At 50.4% G+C, this 16685-nt stretch carries 17 protein-coding genes and 1 riboswitch; of the genes, 14 read left to right on the forward strand and 3 right to left on the reverse strand.

Annotated features, from left to right (window positions below):
- Nucleotides 1–254: 254 nt before the first annotated feature.
- The gene (locus tag M0651_RS19775) at nt 255–2171 is read right to left on the reverse strand and encodes an amidase family protein (protein ID WP_248553457.1); all 1917 of its coding nucleotides are present in this window, start codon (nt 2169–2171) and stop codon (nt 255–257) included.
- 419 nt (nt 2172–2590) lie between these two features.
- Between M0651_RS19775 and M0651_RS19780 the strand changes: the two genes are divergently transcribed.
- On the forward strand, nt 2591–3019 hold the full coding sequence (locus tag M0651_RS19780) for a hypothetical protein (protein WP_248553458.1): 429 nt from the start codon (nt 2591–2593) through the stop codon (nt 3017–3019).
- A 139-nt stretch (nt 3020–3158) separates the two neighbouring features.
- On the opposite strand, the gene M0651_RS19785 is transcribed toward M0651_RS19780, so the two are convergent.
- Nucleotides 3159–3686 carry a hypothetical protein gene (locus tag M0651_RS19785; RefSeq protein WP_248553459.1) on the reverse strand — a complete coding sequence of 176 codons (528 nt, stop codon included), beginning with the start codon at nt 3684–3686 and terminating at the stop codon, nt 3159–3161.
- A gap of 210 nt (nt 3687–3896) precedes the next feature.
- Between M0651_RS19785 and M0651_RS19790 the strand changes: the two genes are divergently transcribed.
- The 10 genes from M0651_RS19790 to rsmI all read left to right on the forward strand — a co-directional run bounded on the left by M0651_RS19790 (nt 3897) and on the right by rsmI (nt 11701).
- Entirely contained in the window at nt 3897–4082 is a 186-nt protein-coding gene (locus M0651_RS19790) for a sigma factor G inhibitor Gin (RefSeq protein WP_155608050.1), read from the forward strand.
- Between the two features lie 133 nt (nt 4083–4215).
- On the forward strand, nt 4216–5745 hold the full coding sequence (locus M0651_RS19795) for an aminotransferase class I/II-fold pyridoxal phosphate-dependent enzyme (protein WP_248553460.1): 1530 nt from the start codon (nt 4216–4218) through the stop codon (nt 5743–5745).
- A 55-nt stretch (nt 5746–5800) separates the two neighbouring features.
- On the forward strand, nt 5801–6451 hold the full coding sequence (gene tmk, locus M0651_RS19800; RefSeq protein ID WP_248553461.1) for a dTMP kinase: 651 nt from the start codon (nt 5801–5803) through the stop codon (nt 6449–6451).
- Between the two features lie 54 nt (nt 6452–6505).
- A complete protein-coding gene (gene darA / locus M0651_RS19805) occupies nt 6506–6835 on the forward strand; it encodes a cyclic di-AMP receptor DarA (protein WP_059040419.1) in 330 nt (109 codons plus the stop codon).
- 325 nt (nt 6836–7160) lie between these two features.
- The gene (locus tag M0651_RS19810; RefSeq protein ID WP_248553462.1) at nt 7161–7604 is read left to right on the forward strand and encodes a YaaR family protein; all 444 of its coding nucleotides are present in this window, start codon (nt 7161–7163) and stop codon (nt 7602–7604) included.
- 25 nt (nt 7605–7629) lie between these two features.
- Nucleotides 7630–8607 (forward strand): DNA polymerase III subunit delta', encoded by a 978-nt coding sequence (gene holB / locus M0651_RS19815; protein ID WP_248553463.1) that lies wholly within the window; start codon nt 7630–7632, stop codon nt 8605–8607.
- Between the two features lie 154 nt (nt 8608–8761).
- A complete protein-coding gene (locus tag M0651_RS19820; RefSeq protein ID WP_248553464.1) occupies nt 8762–9562 on the forward strand; it encodes a PSP1 domain-containing protein in 801 nt (266 codons plus the stop codon).
- A 48-nt stretch (nt 9563–9610) separates the two neighbouring features.
- The gene (gene yabA, locus M0651_RS19825; RefSeq protein ID WP_248553465.1) at nt 9611–9982 is read left to right on the forward strand and encodes a DNA replication initiation control protein YabA; all 372 of its coding nucleotides are present in this window, start codon (nt 9611–9613) and stop codon (nt 9980–9982) included.
- 67 nt (nt 9983–10049) lie between these two features.
- Nucleotides 10050–10805: a tRNA1(Val) (adenine(37)-N6)-methyltransferase gene (locus M0651_RS19830; protein ID WP_248553466.1), complete on the forward strand. Its 756-nt coding sequence runs from the start codon at nt 10050–10052 to the stop codon at nt 10803–10805.
- Nucleotides 10802–11701 (forward strand): 16S rRNA (cytidine(1402)-2'-O)-methyltransferase, encoded by a 900-nt coding sequence (gene rsmI, locus M0651_RS19835; protein WP_248553467.1) that lies wholly within the window; start codon nt 10802–10804, stop codon nt 11699–11701. Before M0651_RS19830 ends, rsmI begins: the two co-directional genes overlap by 4 nt.
- Before the next feature lie 154 nt (nt 11702–11855).
- Here rsmI and M0651_RS19840 read toward each other — a convergent pair whose 3' ends face one another.
- Nucleotides 11856–12110 carry an AbrB/MazE/SpoVT family DNA-binding domain-containing protein gene (locus tag M0651_RS19840; RefSeq protein WP_009226360.1) on the reverse strand — a complete coding sequence of 85 codons (255 nt, stop codon included), beginning with the start codon at nt 12108–12110 and terminating at the stop codon, nt 11856–11858.
- A 314-nt stretch (nt 12111–12424) separates the two neighbouring features.
- Between M0651_RS19840 and M0651_RS19845 the strand changes: the two genes are divergently transcribed.
- From M0651_RS19845 to M0651_RS19855, 3 genes are all read left to right on the forward strand, one after another.
- Complete coding sequence (locus M0651_RS19845; RefSeq protein WP_248553468.1) at nt 12425–13714, forward strand: HD domain-containing protein; 1290 nt, start codon at nt 12425–12427, stop codon at nt 13712–13714.
- A gap of 17 nt (nt 13715–13731) precedes the next feature.
- Nucleotides 13732–14505 (forward strand): TatD family hydrolase, encoded by a 774-nt coding sequence (locus tag M0651_RS19850; protein WP_248553469.1) that lies wholly within the window; start codon nt 13732–13734, stop codon nt 14503–14505.
- A gap of 206 nt (nt 14506–14711) precedes the next feature.
- Nucleotides 14712–14924: riboswitch (cyclic di-AMP (ydaO/yuaA leader) on the forward strand.
- Between the two features lie 443 nt (nt 14925–15367).
- A complete protein-coding gene (locus tag M0651_RS19855) occupies nt 15368–16504 on the forward strand; it encodes a resuscitation-promoting factor (RefSeq protein WP_248553470.1) in 1137 nt (378 codons plus the stop codon).
- Nucleotides 16505–16685 lie beyond the last annotated feature (181 nt).

A 16685-nucleotide genomic window follows, 5' to 3' on the forward strand; every position in this document is an offset into this window, starting at 1 on the left:
AGGGGAATACAGTTATTTCAGGAAGATGGGCCGGTGTTGAAGGATTAGTTGCATAAATGCAGTTAGTTTCAACGTTTCGAGTGAATTTGGACCGAATGAGTAAATTTAACTGCTTTTCAGCAACTATTGAGCCTGGTTGACCGATAACATGCGAAATAACAATATAGCTGCAACTATCCTAATAAACCCCAGTGTACGTAAAGAATAACTAGAGCACTACCGTTATACCGGCAGTGCTCTAGTTCATAGATATATTATGGCGTTAACCTAGGAGCATGGCGATGATGAGTGCCTTGTTCGAAACTATATGCGAATTTGATTAATGTTCCTTCGTCGAAGGCGCGGCCCAGAAATTCGATCCCAACGGGGAGGCCGTCAGCCGTAAATCCAGCAGGCACCGTAATGGCCGGGAATCCAGAGAATGGACTCAGTCGATTGTTGCCTCCGGAGGATTGGCTTTCACCAATTAACGCCGGAGGTTGGGTGCTTGTCGGATAGACGATGGCATCGAGGTTGTAATCCGCCATGACCTTCAGGAGGGACTCTCGGGTTAAGCTGGTGCGCTTCAATACGATATCCTTGTATTCCTGTGTATCCAAGGATTCACGAGCATCGCGGGCTTTCATGGATTGTTCTTGAGCTTTATCATAGTTGCCTGAGGCGATGATTTCGGCCAGGCTGTGATAAGGGGCGTCATCCCCTAGTTCTTCTAGGTAGTCGTTCAGTTGAAATTTGAACTCGTAGCCGCTTAAGCTTGGGTACTTATTGATCTCTGCTAAATGGGGGATCTTGATATTAACAACTGTCGCACCAAGTGAACTAAGTTCATGGACGGCATTAGATACAACGCTGGAGACGGCTTTTTCTTGATTATTCCCTTCCAGGAATAGTTCTGTGGCTACCCCGATACGTGCGCCTTTTAGTCCATTTGCGTCAAGGTAACGGGTATAGCTTTCCGGAATACGGCCAACGCTGTAGGCAGTAGCAACATCATCCGGGTCATAACCGGCCGTAGCGTCGAGCAGAATCGCAGCATCTTCGACCGTTCGGGCGATCGGACCACCGACGTCCTGGGTCAGGGCTAGAGGGATGATACCATCCCGACTGGATAAGCCGATCGTTGGACGGATCCCTACGAGACTGTTGAAGCTTGATGGAATACGGATGGACCCCCCGGTGTCCGTACCCAATCCGGCGACTGCTAAGTTAGCGGCAATCGCCGCTCCAGTACCGCCGCTGGATCCACCCGGATAACGGTCAAGGGCATAAGGATTTTTCGTTTGCCCCCCTAACGAGCTGGAAGTCGTAATACCGAAGGCAAACTCATGGAGGTTGGTTTTGCCTAGAATGATCGCTCCGGCTTCTTTGAGCTTGGCAATTTGATCGGCATCCTGATCGGGTATAGAGTCCTTCAGACAAAGGCAACCGGCAGTGGTAGGCATATCTGAGGTATCGAAGTTGTCCTTAACTAAGATCGGAATCCCGTGTAAAGGTCCACGTGGACCTTTAGCAGCCCGTTCTTGATCTAGCGCGTCCGCGATTTTGAGCGCCTCGGGATTGATCGTTAATACAGCCTGCAGGGAGATCCCCTGATCATCGTATTTGGAGATGCGATCGAGATACATCTGTACCAGCTGTTTCGAAGTCAGCTTGCCTTGCTCCATCGCCAGTTGAATTTCGGTAATCGTGGCTTCGGGGAGGACAAAGGGTTTTAAATAATCAAGTACACGTTCATGAAGTCGATTAAGATCATTTGCCGTGAGTGGTTCGGCAGGTAGGAATGAGGTATCGGAGTAGCCTTTCATCAGACCCGCCTTGACGACCGCTCCTACGGCCCCTGCATAAGTTGCTTGATCCGGAACGTCACGGAAGGATTCGGCTGTGTTCCCTAACCCCAGCCATTCCTGAAGGAAAACAGCAACCTGGCTGCGGAGCATGCGATGACCAGAGACCTCCGGTATCGTAAGGGAGCTTCCTGCCTCGGCCGCGGCTTGTTCCATCGAGTGGCGGAACTGTTCGCCGGTGACAAGCGATGGTTCAACTGAGATAGCGGACAATGCACCTGAAGCCGCTTGGGCTTGTGGAATCAGTCCGATCCATAGCCCGGAGATGAGTACATAAGCCAACAAGTATCGGCTTCCTTTTTTCCAACGTAGTCGATTTTGGTTCATAAGCAATCCCCTCTCCCCAGTAAAATGATTGAAGTTTATGTGAACTATCATAGTTTCATGTTAGATATAGTGACAAAGGTCGAGTTACTCTGAAAAAACGCATACATACTACGTTATTGAGGAGATATGGGAGTTTTCTCTTGATTGCTTTCATTAACAAATTCTCATATTAGATCGAAGCAATGTTATATAAGGTGACTTAAAACTGACAACAATTCTTTGGTTTTCTGAAAAGCGCTGAGTTATTTTCAGTTTCTACCAAATGGAATGTAACCATTTTGTTACCGACATGGATACTTCACCCGTTATAATGAGAATGGTATGTTAGCATCTAGGGCATTTAGCCTATCCGGAATCTATATCAGAATGACAACAAGGAAGCTTTTTCAGTATATAGGCAGGGTAAGGAGGAATGGATCATGCAGCGAAGAAGGATAAGAATATCCTTATGCTTCATGTGGGGAGTCTTGATGATGATGGTATTCATCGCAGGCTGTGCATCTTCCGAGCCATCGTGGACGGATTTTGTGGGATCAACGGTTGAGAAGAATTTTCCCGTCCCCAAAGAGGCCAATCAAACGGAAACGGCTCTTAATAACTCTAAGATGGACTATGTGCATTATAAGTTAACCGGACTTAAAGAGAGTAGCGAAATTCCCGAAGCCTATCAGAAGGTGATCGAGGAATGGGGATGGAAGGAGAAGAAAGAGGAGAGCACCGGCACAACCCGAGTGTTCGAGAAAGGGAAGCAAATTGTGCAGTTAACGCTTCACGACAACTCTTTTACCGTCCTAGTCCCCAAAAAGGAAGAGAAAACCGTCATTCAAGGGTTGGAAAGCAGTCCTTAATTCCAGGACTTCGGATAATAAGGCAAACGCCCGTTACTGGACAAGCCGGTACAAAACGCGATAACAAGCAAAAAGCCTGTACTCTGCAATTGTTGCAGGGAGCAGGCTTTTTTGTTGCGTCTATGGCTATGAAATGAAGTTACTGCATGTAGTAGGCAATTTCTAGACCGGTGATTTTGATCATTCCGTCTTTGCGTTGTCCCCGCAGGGTGGACAGTACGATAAACCGCGGAATCATCAGCCAAAGGTGCCAGAAGAATAATGAGAGGACAAAAGAAACCGGCGACCAAGGGATGAGGATGCCGATAATGCAGCAACCAATCCAGGCCGAATGTAGGTGGACCCGTCGATACACGGAGTACGCGATGTATTGATCGGGCATATAACCGATCCATGGCATCTGACGGGAAAATCTCCAGCGTTTTCGATAGGAATGACTAACGATCATCAATACGGAGCGAGAAATCACGTATTGGATCCACAAGATAACCGGTATGGCCAGCAGGAAGAAAAAGAGGCTGATCCAGGATATAAAAACCGTCTCGGCAGCCAGCCATATGACGGGGAGTATAACTAAGCTGTGATTAAGCGATTTTGGCAAAACCTTCTTTTTGAGCAGCGTATAATGATAAAACGTCGCATGAGTTTCGGGTTCGGCGGACTTCAAGCGTTCGATCCTCCTTCGCATCAGTTCCCGCAAATAGCGGGCAAGCTCTTCTTAATATATCGGATAAAACAAAGAATAATTAAGACGCGCGTACAAACACCGCGTTCTGGCTTGCGGCATAAGATAAAGTAGGAAACGGACTATGAAAAGGTTTAAAATAGTAGAATCTGTGTCATACTGATAGTAAAAACAGACAAGGTGGGATCGGGCATGGATGAGCTTGGCGTCAGAACTTGCATCATTTGCGGGGAGCCAAAAACCGAAGGCATTCATATCGTATCGGAATTTATTTGCGACGCTTGCGAGTCAGAGATGGTGCACACCGACGTGCAGGAGGAGAAATACCACTTCTTCATTCATCAAATGAAGCAGATCTGGGTGCAAAAAAATGCATAACACCGCCGATTAAAAGGACCAGTTCAATTTTGGGAGCGGGTCCTTTTATATTGCTCTACCGGGTAGTAAAGCGGTAAAATGGAGCAAAGGTTGTAATATCGATAAACCTCGAGTTGGAAGGGTTAAGTATAGAATGGAAGAAGAATCAAATCATGTTGCCCCATTATATGAGGCCTTAAGGCGATACCGGGAGAAAAAGGACGCTTCGTTCCATGTGCCGGGTCATAAAAACGGACAAGCGCTATGTGGCGACGAGCGTGCGATCCATGATCTGGCGCGAGTGATGGAAATCGACGTAACGGAAATCACCGGGACGGATGATCTTCATCATCCGGAGGGCGTCATCCGTGAGGCGCAAGAGTTGGCCGCCGCCCAGTTTGGGGCGGAGGAGACATTTTTTCTGGTTGGCGGCAGCACGGCCGGGAACCTGGCATTGATCCTGAGCGTGTGCACCACGCCAGGAGATGTGCTGCTCGTGCAGCGGAACGTGCACAAATCCGTGATTCACGGATTGATGCTGGCGGGCGCGCACGCGGTCTTTTTGGCGCCGCAGCAGGATGCCGGCAGCGGGCTGGCGACCATCCCGAGCGGAGCCGCGGTGCGGGAAGCCCTGCGCCGGTATCCCGGCGCCAAGGGGCTGCTGCTCACGCACCCGAGCTACTACGGGATGGGCTCGCCGCTGCGGCCGCTGGCCGAGTTGTGCCACGCGCACGGCGTGCCGCTGCTCGTCGACGAGGCGCACGGCGCCCACTTCGGCCAGCACCCGGCGCTGCCGGAGAGCGCGCTGGCCGCGGGGGCCGATGGCGTCGTGCAGTCGACGCATAAGATGCTGGCCGCGCTCACGATGGGCGCGATGCTGCACGTCCAGGGCGGGCTGCTCGATCGCGCGCTGCTGCGCCAGCGGCTGGCGATGCTGCAGAGCTCCAGCCCGTCCTACCCCATCATGGCTTCGCTCGATCTGAGCCGAAGCCTGCTGGGGACGCAGGGCCCCGCCTTCTTCGAGGGCGGGCTCGCCGCGGCCGCGCATCTGCGGCGCGGCCTGGCCAAGCTGCCGCGCTTCGGCGTCGTTGCACCGCCGGGCGCCAGCGGAGGGGCAGCTGCATATACTATCCAAGATCCTTTGAAACTTGTTATTTTCGATGCATCCGCAGCCCTCACCGGGTATGAACTGCACGAACGGCTCGAAGCCGAAGGCTGCGTGCCGGAGATGAGCGATGACCGCTATGTCGTTCTGGCGCTAGGTCCGGGGACATCGATGGAGGATGCCGAACGGTTACTGCAGGCGCTGGTACGAATCGCTGACGAAGCCGGCCAACTAGGAAATGCGGTAGGACGCAGCCCTTATCCGGTACCGGCCGATGAACTTTCCACGTGGAACATTGCGGCTGATGAGGACCGTTTATCGGTGGTGTCCGAGCCTGTACCGTTTGGCCTTACACCGCTGAATCCGGCGGAGATTGAGGTCATTTCTATCCAGGACAGTCTCGGTCGGCAAGCGGCGGAAATGATTATTCCGTATCCTCCCGGTATCCCGCTACTCTACCCCGGAGAGACGATAACCGAGGCGGTTAGGCAGCAGCTGTTGACACTGCGGGATTCCGGAGCTAAATGCCAGGGGCTGGCCGACCCGCGGCTGCGGACGATTCAAGTCAAGAAAAGATAAAGCCAAGCATATACTTGTACATGATTTTTTTAGAAGAAAGCAGGGAACGAACTAGATGAACCATCATGCCAAAGGATTATTTATTACGCTCGAAGGGGGAGATGGCTCCGGTAAAACGACGGTGATGCGGGAATTGGAACTGGCGTTAGAGGAACATGGCGTGCCGTTTATATCTACTCGGGAACCCGGAGGTATTGAGATCGCTGAGAAGATCCGTGAGGTCATCCTCAATCCGCAGCATACGGCAATGGATGCGCGAACGGAGGCGCTGTTGTACGCCGCATCCCGGCGTCAGCATTTGGCTGAGAAGGTGGAGCCCTCCCTGGATCGCGGAATTACCGTTCTCTGCGACCGATTCCTGGATAGCAGTCTGGCCTACCAGGGCTACGCGCGTGGGCTTGGCATTGATGAGGTGCTGGAGATTAATCTTTTTGCCACCAAGGGGCGGTTTCCGGATCTCACCTTCTATCTCGATATTGAGCCGGAAGCGGGTTTGGCTCGCATCGCCGCTGGCGAAGGGCGCGAAGTGAATCGTTTGGACATGGAAAGTCTACAATTTCACGAGAGGGTCCGGGAAGGGTATCGGATCATAGGCGGGATGTACCCTGAGCGCATCAAGACGATCGATGCTTCGCGCAGCAAGGAAGAGGTCGCTGCAGAGATCCGAGGGTATCTTTCCGCGGCAATAAAGGAATTCATGGCCTAGCCGTCAAATAGGTTAGTATGGTACATTTTTTTATAAAACAAGGAGGTACTGCATATGAAACTGATTGTTGCGATTATCCAAGATAAAGACAGCAACCGGCTATCCAGCGCGCTCGTGAAGGAAAACTATCGGGCCACTAAGCTGGCGAGTACCGGAGGGTTTCTTCGGGCGGGGAACACGACGTTTATGATTGGCGTTGACGACCATCAGGTAGATGCCGTCTTGAACGTTATCCGTACCAGTTGTAAAGTGCGGGAGCAGCTCGTTACCCCAGTTACGCCGATGAGCGGTACAACCGATTCGTATTTGCCGCTGCCCGTGGAAGTGCAGGTGGGTGGGGCGACGGTGTTTGTCCTCCCAGTAGACCGTTTCGAACACTTCTGATAGGATATCAAAAAAGTAAGCTTCCCATCACGAAGAAAATCGAGGATGCACATTCGGCGTCGAATCTTGAATTCAACCGGGCCTTCCGTTGCTCACGTAGATTTATCTACGCTGCGCTACTCACGGGCCTAAGCATATGCTTTCGAAGTATGTTTCCTACGGAAACATTTGAGTTGCTCACGTAGGTCTGCCTACGCTGCGCTACTCAGTCCCTAGTTTCATCCAACCTTCTCGGTGCTGAAAAGCCGACTTCTTAATCTTCATCATCTTTACGAGTTAATTGATCTATATTGAACTATATCTCAACCGACAGGCGGTGAACGCTTTGAAAATTGATCCGGGATACCGGCCGCTCAAAAGCGGCTTGGGGGTTAGTGACAGCCCTGCCAAGTCGGTGCAATCCAAAAGCTTCTCCGATGTGATGCAGCAGCATGGCCAGCAAGCGACCCAAGAGGAACTGAACCGGAGATTTAAGGAAATTCAAATGCAAGGGGACCGGCTTGCCCGGTCCATGACCGTTCGGGAGCTGAAGGCTTACCGGATGATGGTCAAGCGGTTCTTGGAGGAGACGGTACGGCGGGGCGTTACCATCAAAGAGTCCAAAGGATGGGATCGTCGGGGCCGCGGGAAACGCTACAAGCTGCTGGACGAAGTAGATGCCGCGTTACTCGCGATGGCAGATGAACTGCTGGAGACGGAGCAGGGCAAAATCGATCTCCTGCAAAAAATCGGTGAAATCCGCGGTATGCTGATCAATCTGTGTTTCTAGCTTCGAAAGGACGAGGGCAAACGCAATGTCATTTCAAGAGATCATCGGGCAGGATACGGCCAAACAGCTGCTGCAGAGCAGCCTGAGACGCCAAGAAATATCCCATGCCTATATATTTAGCGGACCGCCTGGAAGCGGGCAAATGGAAGTGGCCATGGCCTTCGTCCAGGCGTTGTTTTGCACCCGGGGTGGCGACGAGGCTTGCGGGGAATGTCTAGAGTGCCGTAAGGTACTGCACGGCAATCATCCCGACTTGTTTACAATAAAGCCTGACGGGGCATCGATCAAAATTGAACAAATCCGTGATTTGCAACGGATTTTCTCTTATCGATCGGAGAGCGGAAATCCCAAAGCTTACATTATTGACGAGTCTGAAAAAATGACGGTACAAGCGGCGAACAGCCTGCTGAAGTTTCTAGAAGAGCCCCCATCCCCGGCCGTAGCGATCTTACTGTCGGACAATGGACGAGCCTTACTCCCGACGATTCAGTCCCGGGCGCAATGGGTCCCTTTCTCAGCGGTGGATCCGGAAACGATGCTCCAAATATTGGCGAACGAGGGATTTCCGTCAATCTTGGCTCGAAGTGCCGTTCACCTCGCGGCAGGACTGGGCCCGTGTCGTGATTTAATCCAACAGAATTGGTTTGCAGAAATTAGAAACGTAGTGTTACAATTAGGGAAGGAAATCGCAGGCCGTGGCGGTTCTTCTTTAATCACAGCGCAGCAAACTTTGTTCAAATCCGGCTTGACCGATCATTTGGACATGTTGTTCAGCCTTTTCCATTTGTGGTTCAAAGATATGATCCATGCGCTCTATCATAAACATGATCAAATCGTTTTCATAGATGAGCTTTCGTTTATCAATCAGCATGCCGCCAGCCGCAGCGCCGAACAATGGATTGATGCCATGGCGCTGGCCGCGGAGAGCAAGAAGAAGCTGCGGCAGCATATGAATGCCAGCCTCTGCGTAGAGCAATTTCTGATCGCCGTGGATGGACAGTGATAGCCTAGCCGTAAGGGATAAGACAGACAAGATGTACTTTCGCATGAAACTTTCTCCCCTGAAAGAGCAGGGATTTCTAGTAGTTTCTTCTGAACGCGCGTTTCGATGGGAAAGCGGTTCACCAGTTTTTAGAGCTATATGAGGGGGTTAGTTTTTGTATACAGTAGTGGGTGTCCGCTTTAAGAAAGCGGGCAAAATCTATTATTTCGATCCGTTGGAGCTCCCCGTGGAGAAGGACCAGAGCGTGATTGTCGAAACCGCGCGGGGGATCGAATATGGGAAAGTGGTGGTCGGCAAGAAAAAGGTCGGAGAATCCGATGTCGTCCTTCCGCTGAAGAAGGTCATTCGGATCGCCGATGATACCGACGCCCGTGTTGTCGAAGAGAACAAATTTGCGGCAAAGAATGCTTTTGCCACATGTTTAAATAAAATCAAAGATCATGATTTGAAAATGAAGCTGGTCGACGTCGAATTTACTTTTGACCGCAATAAAATCATTTTTTATTTCACGGCGGAAGGCCGCGTGGATTTTCGTGAATTGGTTAAGGATTTGGCCAGCATCTTCCGAACCCGGATCGAGCTAAGACAGATCGGTGTGCGGGACGAAGCCAAGATGCTTGGCGGTATCGGTCCTTGTGGACGGGTACTCTGCTGTTCTTCTTGGTTGGGCGATTTTGAGCCCGTATCGATCAAGATGGCCAAGGATCAGAGCTTGTCGCTGAATCCAACCAAAATCTCCGGATTATGCGGTCGTTTAATGTGTTGCCTGAAGTTTGAGCATGATAACTACGAAAGCACCAAAGAAGAGCTTCCATCCGTAGGTAAAATCGTCGTCACTTCGCTGGGAGACGGCAAGGTCGTCGGACTCAACGCCGGTACCCGTACCGTGCATGTACAGCTGTTTGAAATCGGGAAAGTGAAGGAGCTTCCATTGGACGATGTCGTCCTGAAGTAAGAAGTTTTTTTCAACGATAGATTCTAGAGATGACTCTGGGGTGGGAACTTGGAGAACAAGGACATATTTACAAGTATGCAGGCGTTGGAAACGCAAATGGGAAAAGTTCACGGCGATTTGGGCAGCCTCAAGTTGGAGGTCAAGAAGCTGGTGGAAGAGAACCAGCGGCTTCGCCTCGAAAATGAACAGCTGCGCAAAATATTAAAGCGAGAAAGCGCAGAGGGGCCGTTGTCCTTACCTGTGGCGGAGAGAGCCGATATTCCGGTTCTGACCGGCAAGGAAGCGATGGATGTCGTGGGCGAAGGCTACGACAACTTGGCACGTCTATACCACGAAGGCTTTCATATTTGCAATGTTTATTATGGGCATCTGCGCACGGAAGGCGACTGCCTGTTCTGCTTGTCGTTTTTGAATAAATAATGAACCGTGGGGGCGTCCCTGCGGTTTTTTTTAAATTTAGGCTGAAAAAGGATGGGTATCGGATTTCATGAACCAAGTACCGATTTATGAGCAGGAACGTGTAGACGACTTGCTGACGCAGGAGTTACATATCATTCAAAGCGATGAAGTGTTTAGCTTCTCGATGGATGCCGTATTGTTAGCCCGGTTTGCCCCGGTGCCGAAGTATGGCAAAATCCTCGATTTGTGCACTGGCAACGGGGTCATCCCCCTGCTGCTCTCCACCCGGACGGAAGCGGAGATCGAAGGGATTGAGATTCAACCGCGGCTTGCCGACATGGCCCGTCGCAGTGTGGAAATGAACGGATTGTCCCAACGGATCCAAATTCGTGAAGGAGATTTGCGCGAGCTGGTGAAGGTGACGGGGCACGGCGTTTACGATGCGATCACGGTGAATCCGCCGTATATGCCGGTGACGACGGGCGAGGTGAAGCTCAATGCGCATCAGGCGATTGCCCGGCACGAGATCCACTGCAGCTTGGAGGAAGTGGCGGCTGCTGCGATGCGGCTGATACGGCCCGGAGGTAAGGTATCGATGGTCCACAAACCCCAGCGCTTAGGCGAAATCATAACCGTGCTTCGCCAGTATCGCTTAGAACCGAAGGTGATCCGTTTCGTGCATCCAAGGGCCGGGTCGGAAGCCAATATGGTGCTGATTGAAGCGTTGCGGGACGGAAAGCCGGACCTGCGGGTGCTGCCGCCGTTGATCGTTTATAATGAAAACGGGGAATACTGCGAAGAAATCATGAATATCTATTACGGGCCAAAAGAGGGTAGAGTATGAATATTCAAGTACAGAAGAGTTTTGAAACCTCGCCGGGCGGAGCGGCCGATGCGGTCAGCGGTAAGTTGTTCCTGGTAGGCACACCGATCGGCAATTTGGAGGATATGACCTACCGTGCGGTCCGTACCCTGCAAGAGGCGGACATCATCGCCGCTGAGGATACCCGGCAAACGCGAAAGCTGTTAACTCATTTCGACATCTCCCCGGGGAAATTACTAAGCTATCATGAGCATAATAAGGTTGCTAGTGGCCCGGAACTGATACGCTTTATAATAGAAGGAAAAAATTTGGCGCTCGTCAGCGATGCGGGTCTACCGGCCATTTCTGACCCCGGGAGCGATTTGGTGAAGCTGGCGCTGGCGGCGGGAATTTCAGTCATACCGGTGCCGGGGGCCAACGCCGCATTATCAGCGCTCATCGTATCCGGTCTACCGACCGAACGGTTTACGTTTCTCGGCTTCTTGCCGAGAGACCACAAGGAACGGGAACAATTGCTAAAGTCGCTGGAGGATCGGGAAGAAACGATGCTGATGTACGAATCACCCCATCGGCTAATCAAAACGGTGGAGTCCCTGCTTGAGGTATGGGGAGATCGGCGGATCGTGTTGGCGAGGGAATTGACCAAGCGATATGAGGAAATGGCCCGGGGCAAAGTTCAGGATTGTCTGGCTTGGCTGCAGGAGCATCCGCCGCTTGGCGAATATTGCCTCGTCGTTGAAGGAGCTCATCCCGACCAAGTGAAGGAGAAACGTGACGCCTGGTGGCAGTCGCTTACGGTGGAGGAACATGTTCGCCATTACGAAACAGAAGGAGAGATGACGCGAAAGGAGGCGATGAAGAAAACAGCTGCAGATCGCGGCGTTGCGAAACGGGATATCTATAACCAATTGATCTAAATCTCCACTTCTCTCCGAGAATATACAAGATTAACCATACCCTTGCAAAAAAAAGGGCCTTCGCTAGGCTGGGTTCAAGCCTAGGAAGGCGCCAAGGAGATATGAAAAAGGTTAGAATTAACAGTTTCAGTAAATCTATTATATACTATAATTCTTAATTTGTCACAGGGGTAGGAAGCTCAGTAATGCATTCGTGACAAACAATTTTGCCTTTGAAGTAAGTTACGTTCTCAGCATTCCCGCAGAAGATGCAAGCCGGCTCATATTTCTTGAGCATGATCCGTTCACCGTCTACATAAATTTCGAGTGCGTCCTTTTCTCCGATCCCTAGAGTGCGGCGCAATTCGATCGGGATTACGACACGACCCAATTCGTCTACTTTTCTTACGATACCTGTGGATTTCATCATATTGATGATTGCCCCTCTCGCTATAAATTGGAATTGTCATTATTCGACATGATTCTATCTTTTATGCTTTTTATAATACCAACCATTGCCAGATTAGTCAACCTATTTATGGTATAGTTCAATATTATTTCTAAATTAATGAGATGCATAACTCCGAAAACCGTTACAAAGCCTAGAAAGTTTATCTTATTCTATGATTCGACATTTTGGAAATCGTTAATTTGACAGTAATCGACAAGTTTCGACATAACCCGTCGTCATCAGTCAGAATTCAGCTTTTAGTCATGAATTTACGTAAAAAGGAGTGTTGACCCATGCATCGTCGGCTTCGCGAAGAGAAAGTGTTCAAAGATCCCGTACATAATTATATTCATGTACAGGACGAAGTGATCTGGTCGCTCATTAATACGCCGGAGTTCCAGCGCCTTCGTCGGATCCGTCAGCTCGGCACGTCTTATTTGACGTTCCATGGCGCCGAGCACAGCCGATTCTCACATTCACTTGGCGTTTATGAGATTACGCGTCGAATTATTTCGCAGTTTGAACGAAGCGGGTACGCCGATTGGCCCCAAGGGGATAAATTGGTGGCTTTGTGCGCGGCGTTGCTGCACGATTTGGGACACGGGCCGTTCTCGCATTCTATAGAAGAAGCGTTTCAGATGCATCACGAGGATTGGACCTGCAAAATTCTGCTGGGGGATACCGAGGTTGGTGCGGTCATGCGCGAGGTATCCGCTGATTTTCCGGAGAAAGTGGCTGCGGTGATCCGCAAGGATTACGAGAATCCGATTGTGGTCAATTTGGTTTCGAGCCCGCTCGATGCCGATCGAATGGATTACTTGCTGCGGGATGCGTATTTTACCGGTGTCAACTACGGTACGATTGATATGGACCGGATTCTGCGGATGTTACGTCCCTATCAAGGGCGGGTTGTTGTTAAGGAATCCGGCATGCACGCGGTGGAAGACTATTTGATGTCGCGGTATCAGATGTATTGGCAGATTTATTTTCACCCGGTAACGCGGAGCTCGGAGATTATACTCCGGCAAATTCTGCGCCGTGCCAAGGAATTGTACCGGAACGGGCATTCCTTTAACTTCTTGCCGCATCCGCTTCCGGATTTATTCCAAGGTAACATCGGGGTCGCCGATTATTTACAACTGGACGAAGCGTTGATGCAAACTGCTTTTATGCAGTGGACGAGGGAGTCAGATGAGTTATTAAGCGATTTGTGCTCCCGTTTTTTGAATCGCAAATTGTATAAATATGTAGAATTGGACACACCGGAGCTGGAAATGCTGGAGGAGATTCGGGAGGCCTTCACACGCGTTGGGCTGCATCCCGAATATGACATGGAAATTGATTTTCCGACCGATCTGCCGTATGATGTGTTCCGTCCGGACGAGGGGATCCGCCAGAAACAAATCTTATTGTTGGATCGTCAGGACCGGGTGAGGGAAATTTCCGAAGTTTCGGATATCGTGCGGTCGATCAGCGGATTACATCGAGGTAAGACGCATTTGTACTATCCCGATAATAAATTGAGTGCGGTAATGGATCGGTTGCCCCGGAAGGTAGCCCGCATATTCGAGCAACAGAACTAGGAGGATGACGATTCGAGATGTTATTTGATACGCATACGCATTTGGACGCTCCCCAATTTGACGACGATCGCGAAGAAGTGATTGCGCGCGCCGTAGAGCATGGGGTCACGCGAATGATCAACATCGGATTTAACCGGGAAACGATCCCGTCAACCATGAAGCTGGCGGAGTCGTATGACTTCATTTATGCGGCCGTTGGATGGCATCCGCAGGACGCCATTACGATGCAGGAAGGCGATTTGGACTGGATCGCTGAATTATGTAGTCATGACAAAGTCGTGGCGATTGGCGAAATCGGACTGGATTATTATTGGGACACCTCTCCAAAAGAAGTACAGCATGATGTATTCCGCAAACAAATTGGACTAGCTCGCAGTCTAGGGATGCCGATTTCTATCCATAACCGCGATGCCCATGAGGATGTGGTACGCATTCTCCGCGAGGAGAAAGCAAACGAGGTTGGCGGTGTCATGCACTCGTTCTCGGGTAGTTGGGAAATTGCCAAAATGTGTCTGGATTTGGGATTTCATTTGTCGTTTGGCGGACCCATAACGTTTAAAAATGCAAAGCAGCCCAAAGAAGTGTTGACCAAGACGCCAATGGATCGATTGTTGATTGAAACGGATTCCCCTTATTTAACACCACACCCATATCGTGGCAAGCGAAACGAGTCTGCTCATGTTCGCCTGGTTGCGGAGATGGCAGCCGAGCTCAAAGGGGTCACTTTTGAGGAAATCGCCGAAATTACGACCCGAAATGCAATGGAACGATTTGGAATCTCGAGGATTTGAGAGTAAATCGGCTGAAAAAAAGAGGATTTCGAAAAGATTAATGCTTTTTAACCATTAAAACCGAGATCATTACATTTTTTTAACCATTTTTTAAAAAAAACGTGGTTGATTCGTCCTTTACAACATGCATCGAAACAGGATAGAATTTTTTCAGTATCGATTTGGTTCGTTCTGGATGGACAAATTGAACGGTACATTGGTTCCATGAACCAGTCTCGCTGAATCTCCTTCACCGGAGAACGGGGGAACCGATACAGGCAGCGGTTGGCGGCAAGCCTCTCGCGTCGGTATTTGATTTCTTTCCAGGGTCTTTGGGGTGAATTCGAGGTCATTGCGCCATGAGCGAATGAACTGAGAAAGGGCGGCTCTCTTTCGTCCTAACCCGACAGCTAACCTCGTAAGCGTATAAGAGAGGTCACTCGTGCAGCTATTACACCAAGACATTCAAGAAGCCACGAAGGAGTTCCTCTAACTCTTTCTTTAGGCTTCTTTTGTTTTGAATAAAAGTAATAGGGTCATCATACTGTTGGTAAACAGGAGGTGACTATAGGCAAGAGAGACTGGATCAGGATGCAAAACGCGTTAAGGTGGTCAAAAAGTCATCTTTTGATCACGAAGCAGGTCAAGAAGTTGATTCGACATCGAATCTTGAATTCAGCCGGGCCTTCCGTTGCTCACGTAGCCTAAACTACGCTGCGCTACTCAGTCCCTAGCTTCATCCAACCTTCTCGGTGCTGAAAACCTGACTTTTTGACTGAATTTGAACTTAACCGCTGCGCGTTTTGTAAAAAGTAACTGTAGTCGCGTCAATCGTTATCATGCATCGACCTAGACGGCGGGACTATGAAGGAGGACGGAAGAAATGGGCATTTTCCGCAAAGAGGAGACCCATGAATCACGCTCATCCAGCATGTCTTACGCAATGCGATGGAAGCATGAGAATTTACGTCAGATTGCGCTCGTCGGCGTTCTGACCATCGCGGTAATCATCATCATCCTAATCTGGCTGTTTGGCCAGGCACATAAAGAAGTGTCCCTGATCGTGGACGGCAACGTCCAATCGGTGGAGACGAGCAAATCCAGCGTAGCCCATTTGTTGGAGGAGCAAGCGATCAAACTCAGCGCGAAGGATTCCGTATCGCTTCCGCTGGACAGCACGCTGAAGAACGGCGACCGCATTGTCATTGTACGCGCAATGCCGGTCAATGTGTCCGTGGACGGCATGAGCAAAGTCCATTTTACGACACAAAAGAAAGTGGAAGGCGTATTGTCTGAGCTCGGCGTTGCTTTGGACCAAGACGACAAGGTCACCCCGGCATTGGACAACAAAGTTACCGCGAACCTGAACGTGAAGGTTGTTCGGGTGAGCAAACAAACGGTGCAGACGAAGGAGACCGTGCCTTTCGGCGTGGTCAAAACGTCGGACGCCAATTTGCTGAAAGGCACGACGAAGGTTGTTCAGCAAGGCAGCTCCGGTCTGGTCATTCACAACATTGAGAAAACCTACGAGGATGGAAAGTTCGTGACGAAGCGCTGGCTCGGCAAAGAGGTCTCCAAGAAGGCCCAGCCGAAGGTTGTTGCTGTCGGCACGAAGAAGCCAACCGCCGTTCTGTCGGCCAGCATCAACCGCAGTGCAAATGCGGTGAACATCAGCGGGTTGACGACGAAAGGCGGCGTCTCTTTTGAATATAAAAAGATACTTAAAAACGTCACGTTGACCGCCTACTCGGCGGAAGAAGACGGGATTGGCACCCGGACGGCCTCCGGTACCCGCGTGACCGAAGGCAGAACGATCGCGGTTGATAAGGACGTCGTTCCACTCGGTTGGTGGGTATACATCGAGGGGATCGGCTTCCGTAAGGCGGAGGATACCGGCGGGGCCATTGATGGGAATAAGATGGACGTTTATTACGACTCCCTAAAGGATGCGAAGAACTTCGGCCGCAAGAAGGGGCGTACTGTATACGTCATCGGCCCGACGAAGCCGGAATTGAATTAACTCTCGCCGCTCTCTGTTTTACAACACAGAGGGAATGCGATAGTATTAGGATGATGAATAAGACAGTGGATTAGAAGAGGATAACATCCTCTTCTTTTTTGTTATTCTTGAGAGGTAGTTCAAAAAGTCGACTTTTGATCACGAAGTAGGCCACGAAGCAGATTCGACATCGAATCTTGAA

It is taken from the genome of Paenibacillus mellifer, from assembly GCF_023195895.1.
Lineage (GTDB): Bacteria > Bacillota > Bacilli > Paenibacillales > Paenibacillaceae > Fontibacillus > Fontibacillus mellifer.

Bases quoted from the DNA above. Each gene is read 5' to 3' on its own strand.
- M0651_RS19845 (WP_248553468.1), top strand. From the start codon at position 12,425: ATGCATCGTCGGCTTCGCGAAGAGAAAGTGTTCAAAGATCCCGTACAT.
- M0651_RS19840 (WP_009226360.1), bottom strand. From the start codon at position 12,110: ATGATGAAATCCACAGGTATCGTAAGAAAAGTAGACGAATTGGGTCGT.
- M0651_RS19850 (WP_248553469.1), top strand. From the start codon at position 13,732: ATGTTATTTGATACGCATACGCATTTGGACGCTCCCCAATTTGACGAC.
- rsmI (WP_248553467.1), top strand. From the start codon at position 10,802: ATGAATATTCAAGTACAGAAGAGTTTTGAAACCTCGCCGGGCGGAGCG.
- M0651_RS19775 (WP_248553457.1), bottom strand. From the start codon at position 2,171: ATGAACCAAAATCGACTACGTTGGAAAAAAGGAAGCCGATACTTGTTG.
- tmk (WP_248553461.1), top strand. From the start codon at position 5,801: ATGAACCATCATGCCAAAGGATTATTTATTACGCTCGAAGGGGGAGAT.
- M0651_RS19780 (WP_248553458.1), top strand. From the start codon at position 2,591: ATGCAGCGAAGAAGGATAAGAATATCCTTATGCTTCATGTGGGGAGTC.
- M0651_RS19795 (WP_248553460.1), top strand. From the start codon at position 4,216: ATGGAAGAAGAATCAAATCATGTTGCCCCATTATATGAGGCCTTAAGG.
- M0651_RS19855 (WP_248553470.1), top strand. From the start codon at position 15,368: ATGGGCATTTTCCGCAAAGAGGAGACCCATGAATCACGCTCATCCAGC.
- M0651_RS19790 (WP_155608050.1), top strand. From the start codon at position 3,897: ATGGATGAGCTTGGCGTCAGAACTTGCATCATTTGCGGGGAGCCAAAA.
- holB (WP_248553463.1), top strand. From the start codon at position 7,630: ATGTCATTTCAAGAGATCATCGGGCAGGATACGGCCAAACAGCTGCTG.
- M0651_RS19830 (WP_248553466.1), top strand. From the start codon at position 10,050: ATGAACCAAGTACCGATTTATGAGCAGGAACGTGTAGACGACTTGCTG.
- darA (WP_059040419.1), top strand. From the start codon at position 6,506: ATGAAACTGATTGTTGCGATTATCCAAGATAAAGACAGCAACCGGCTA.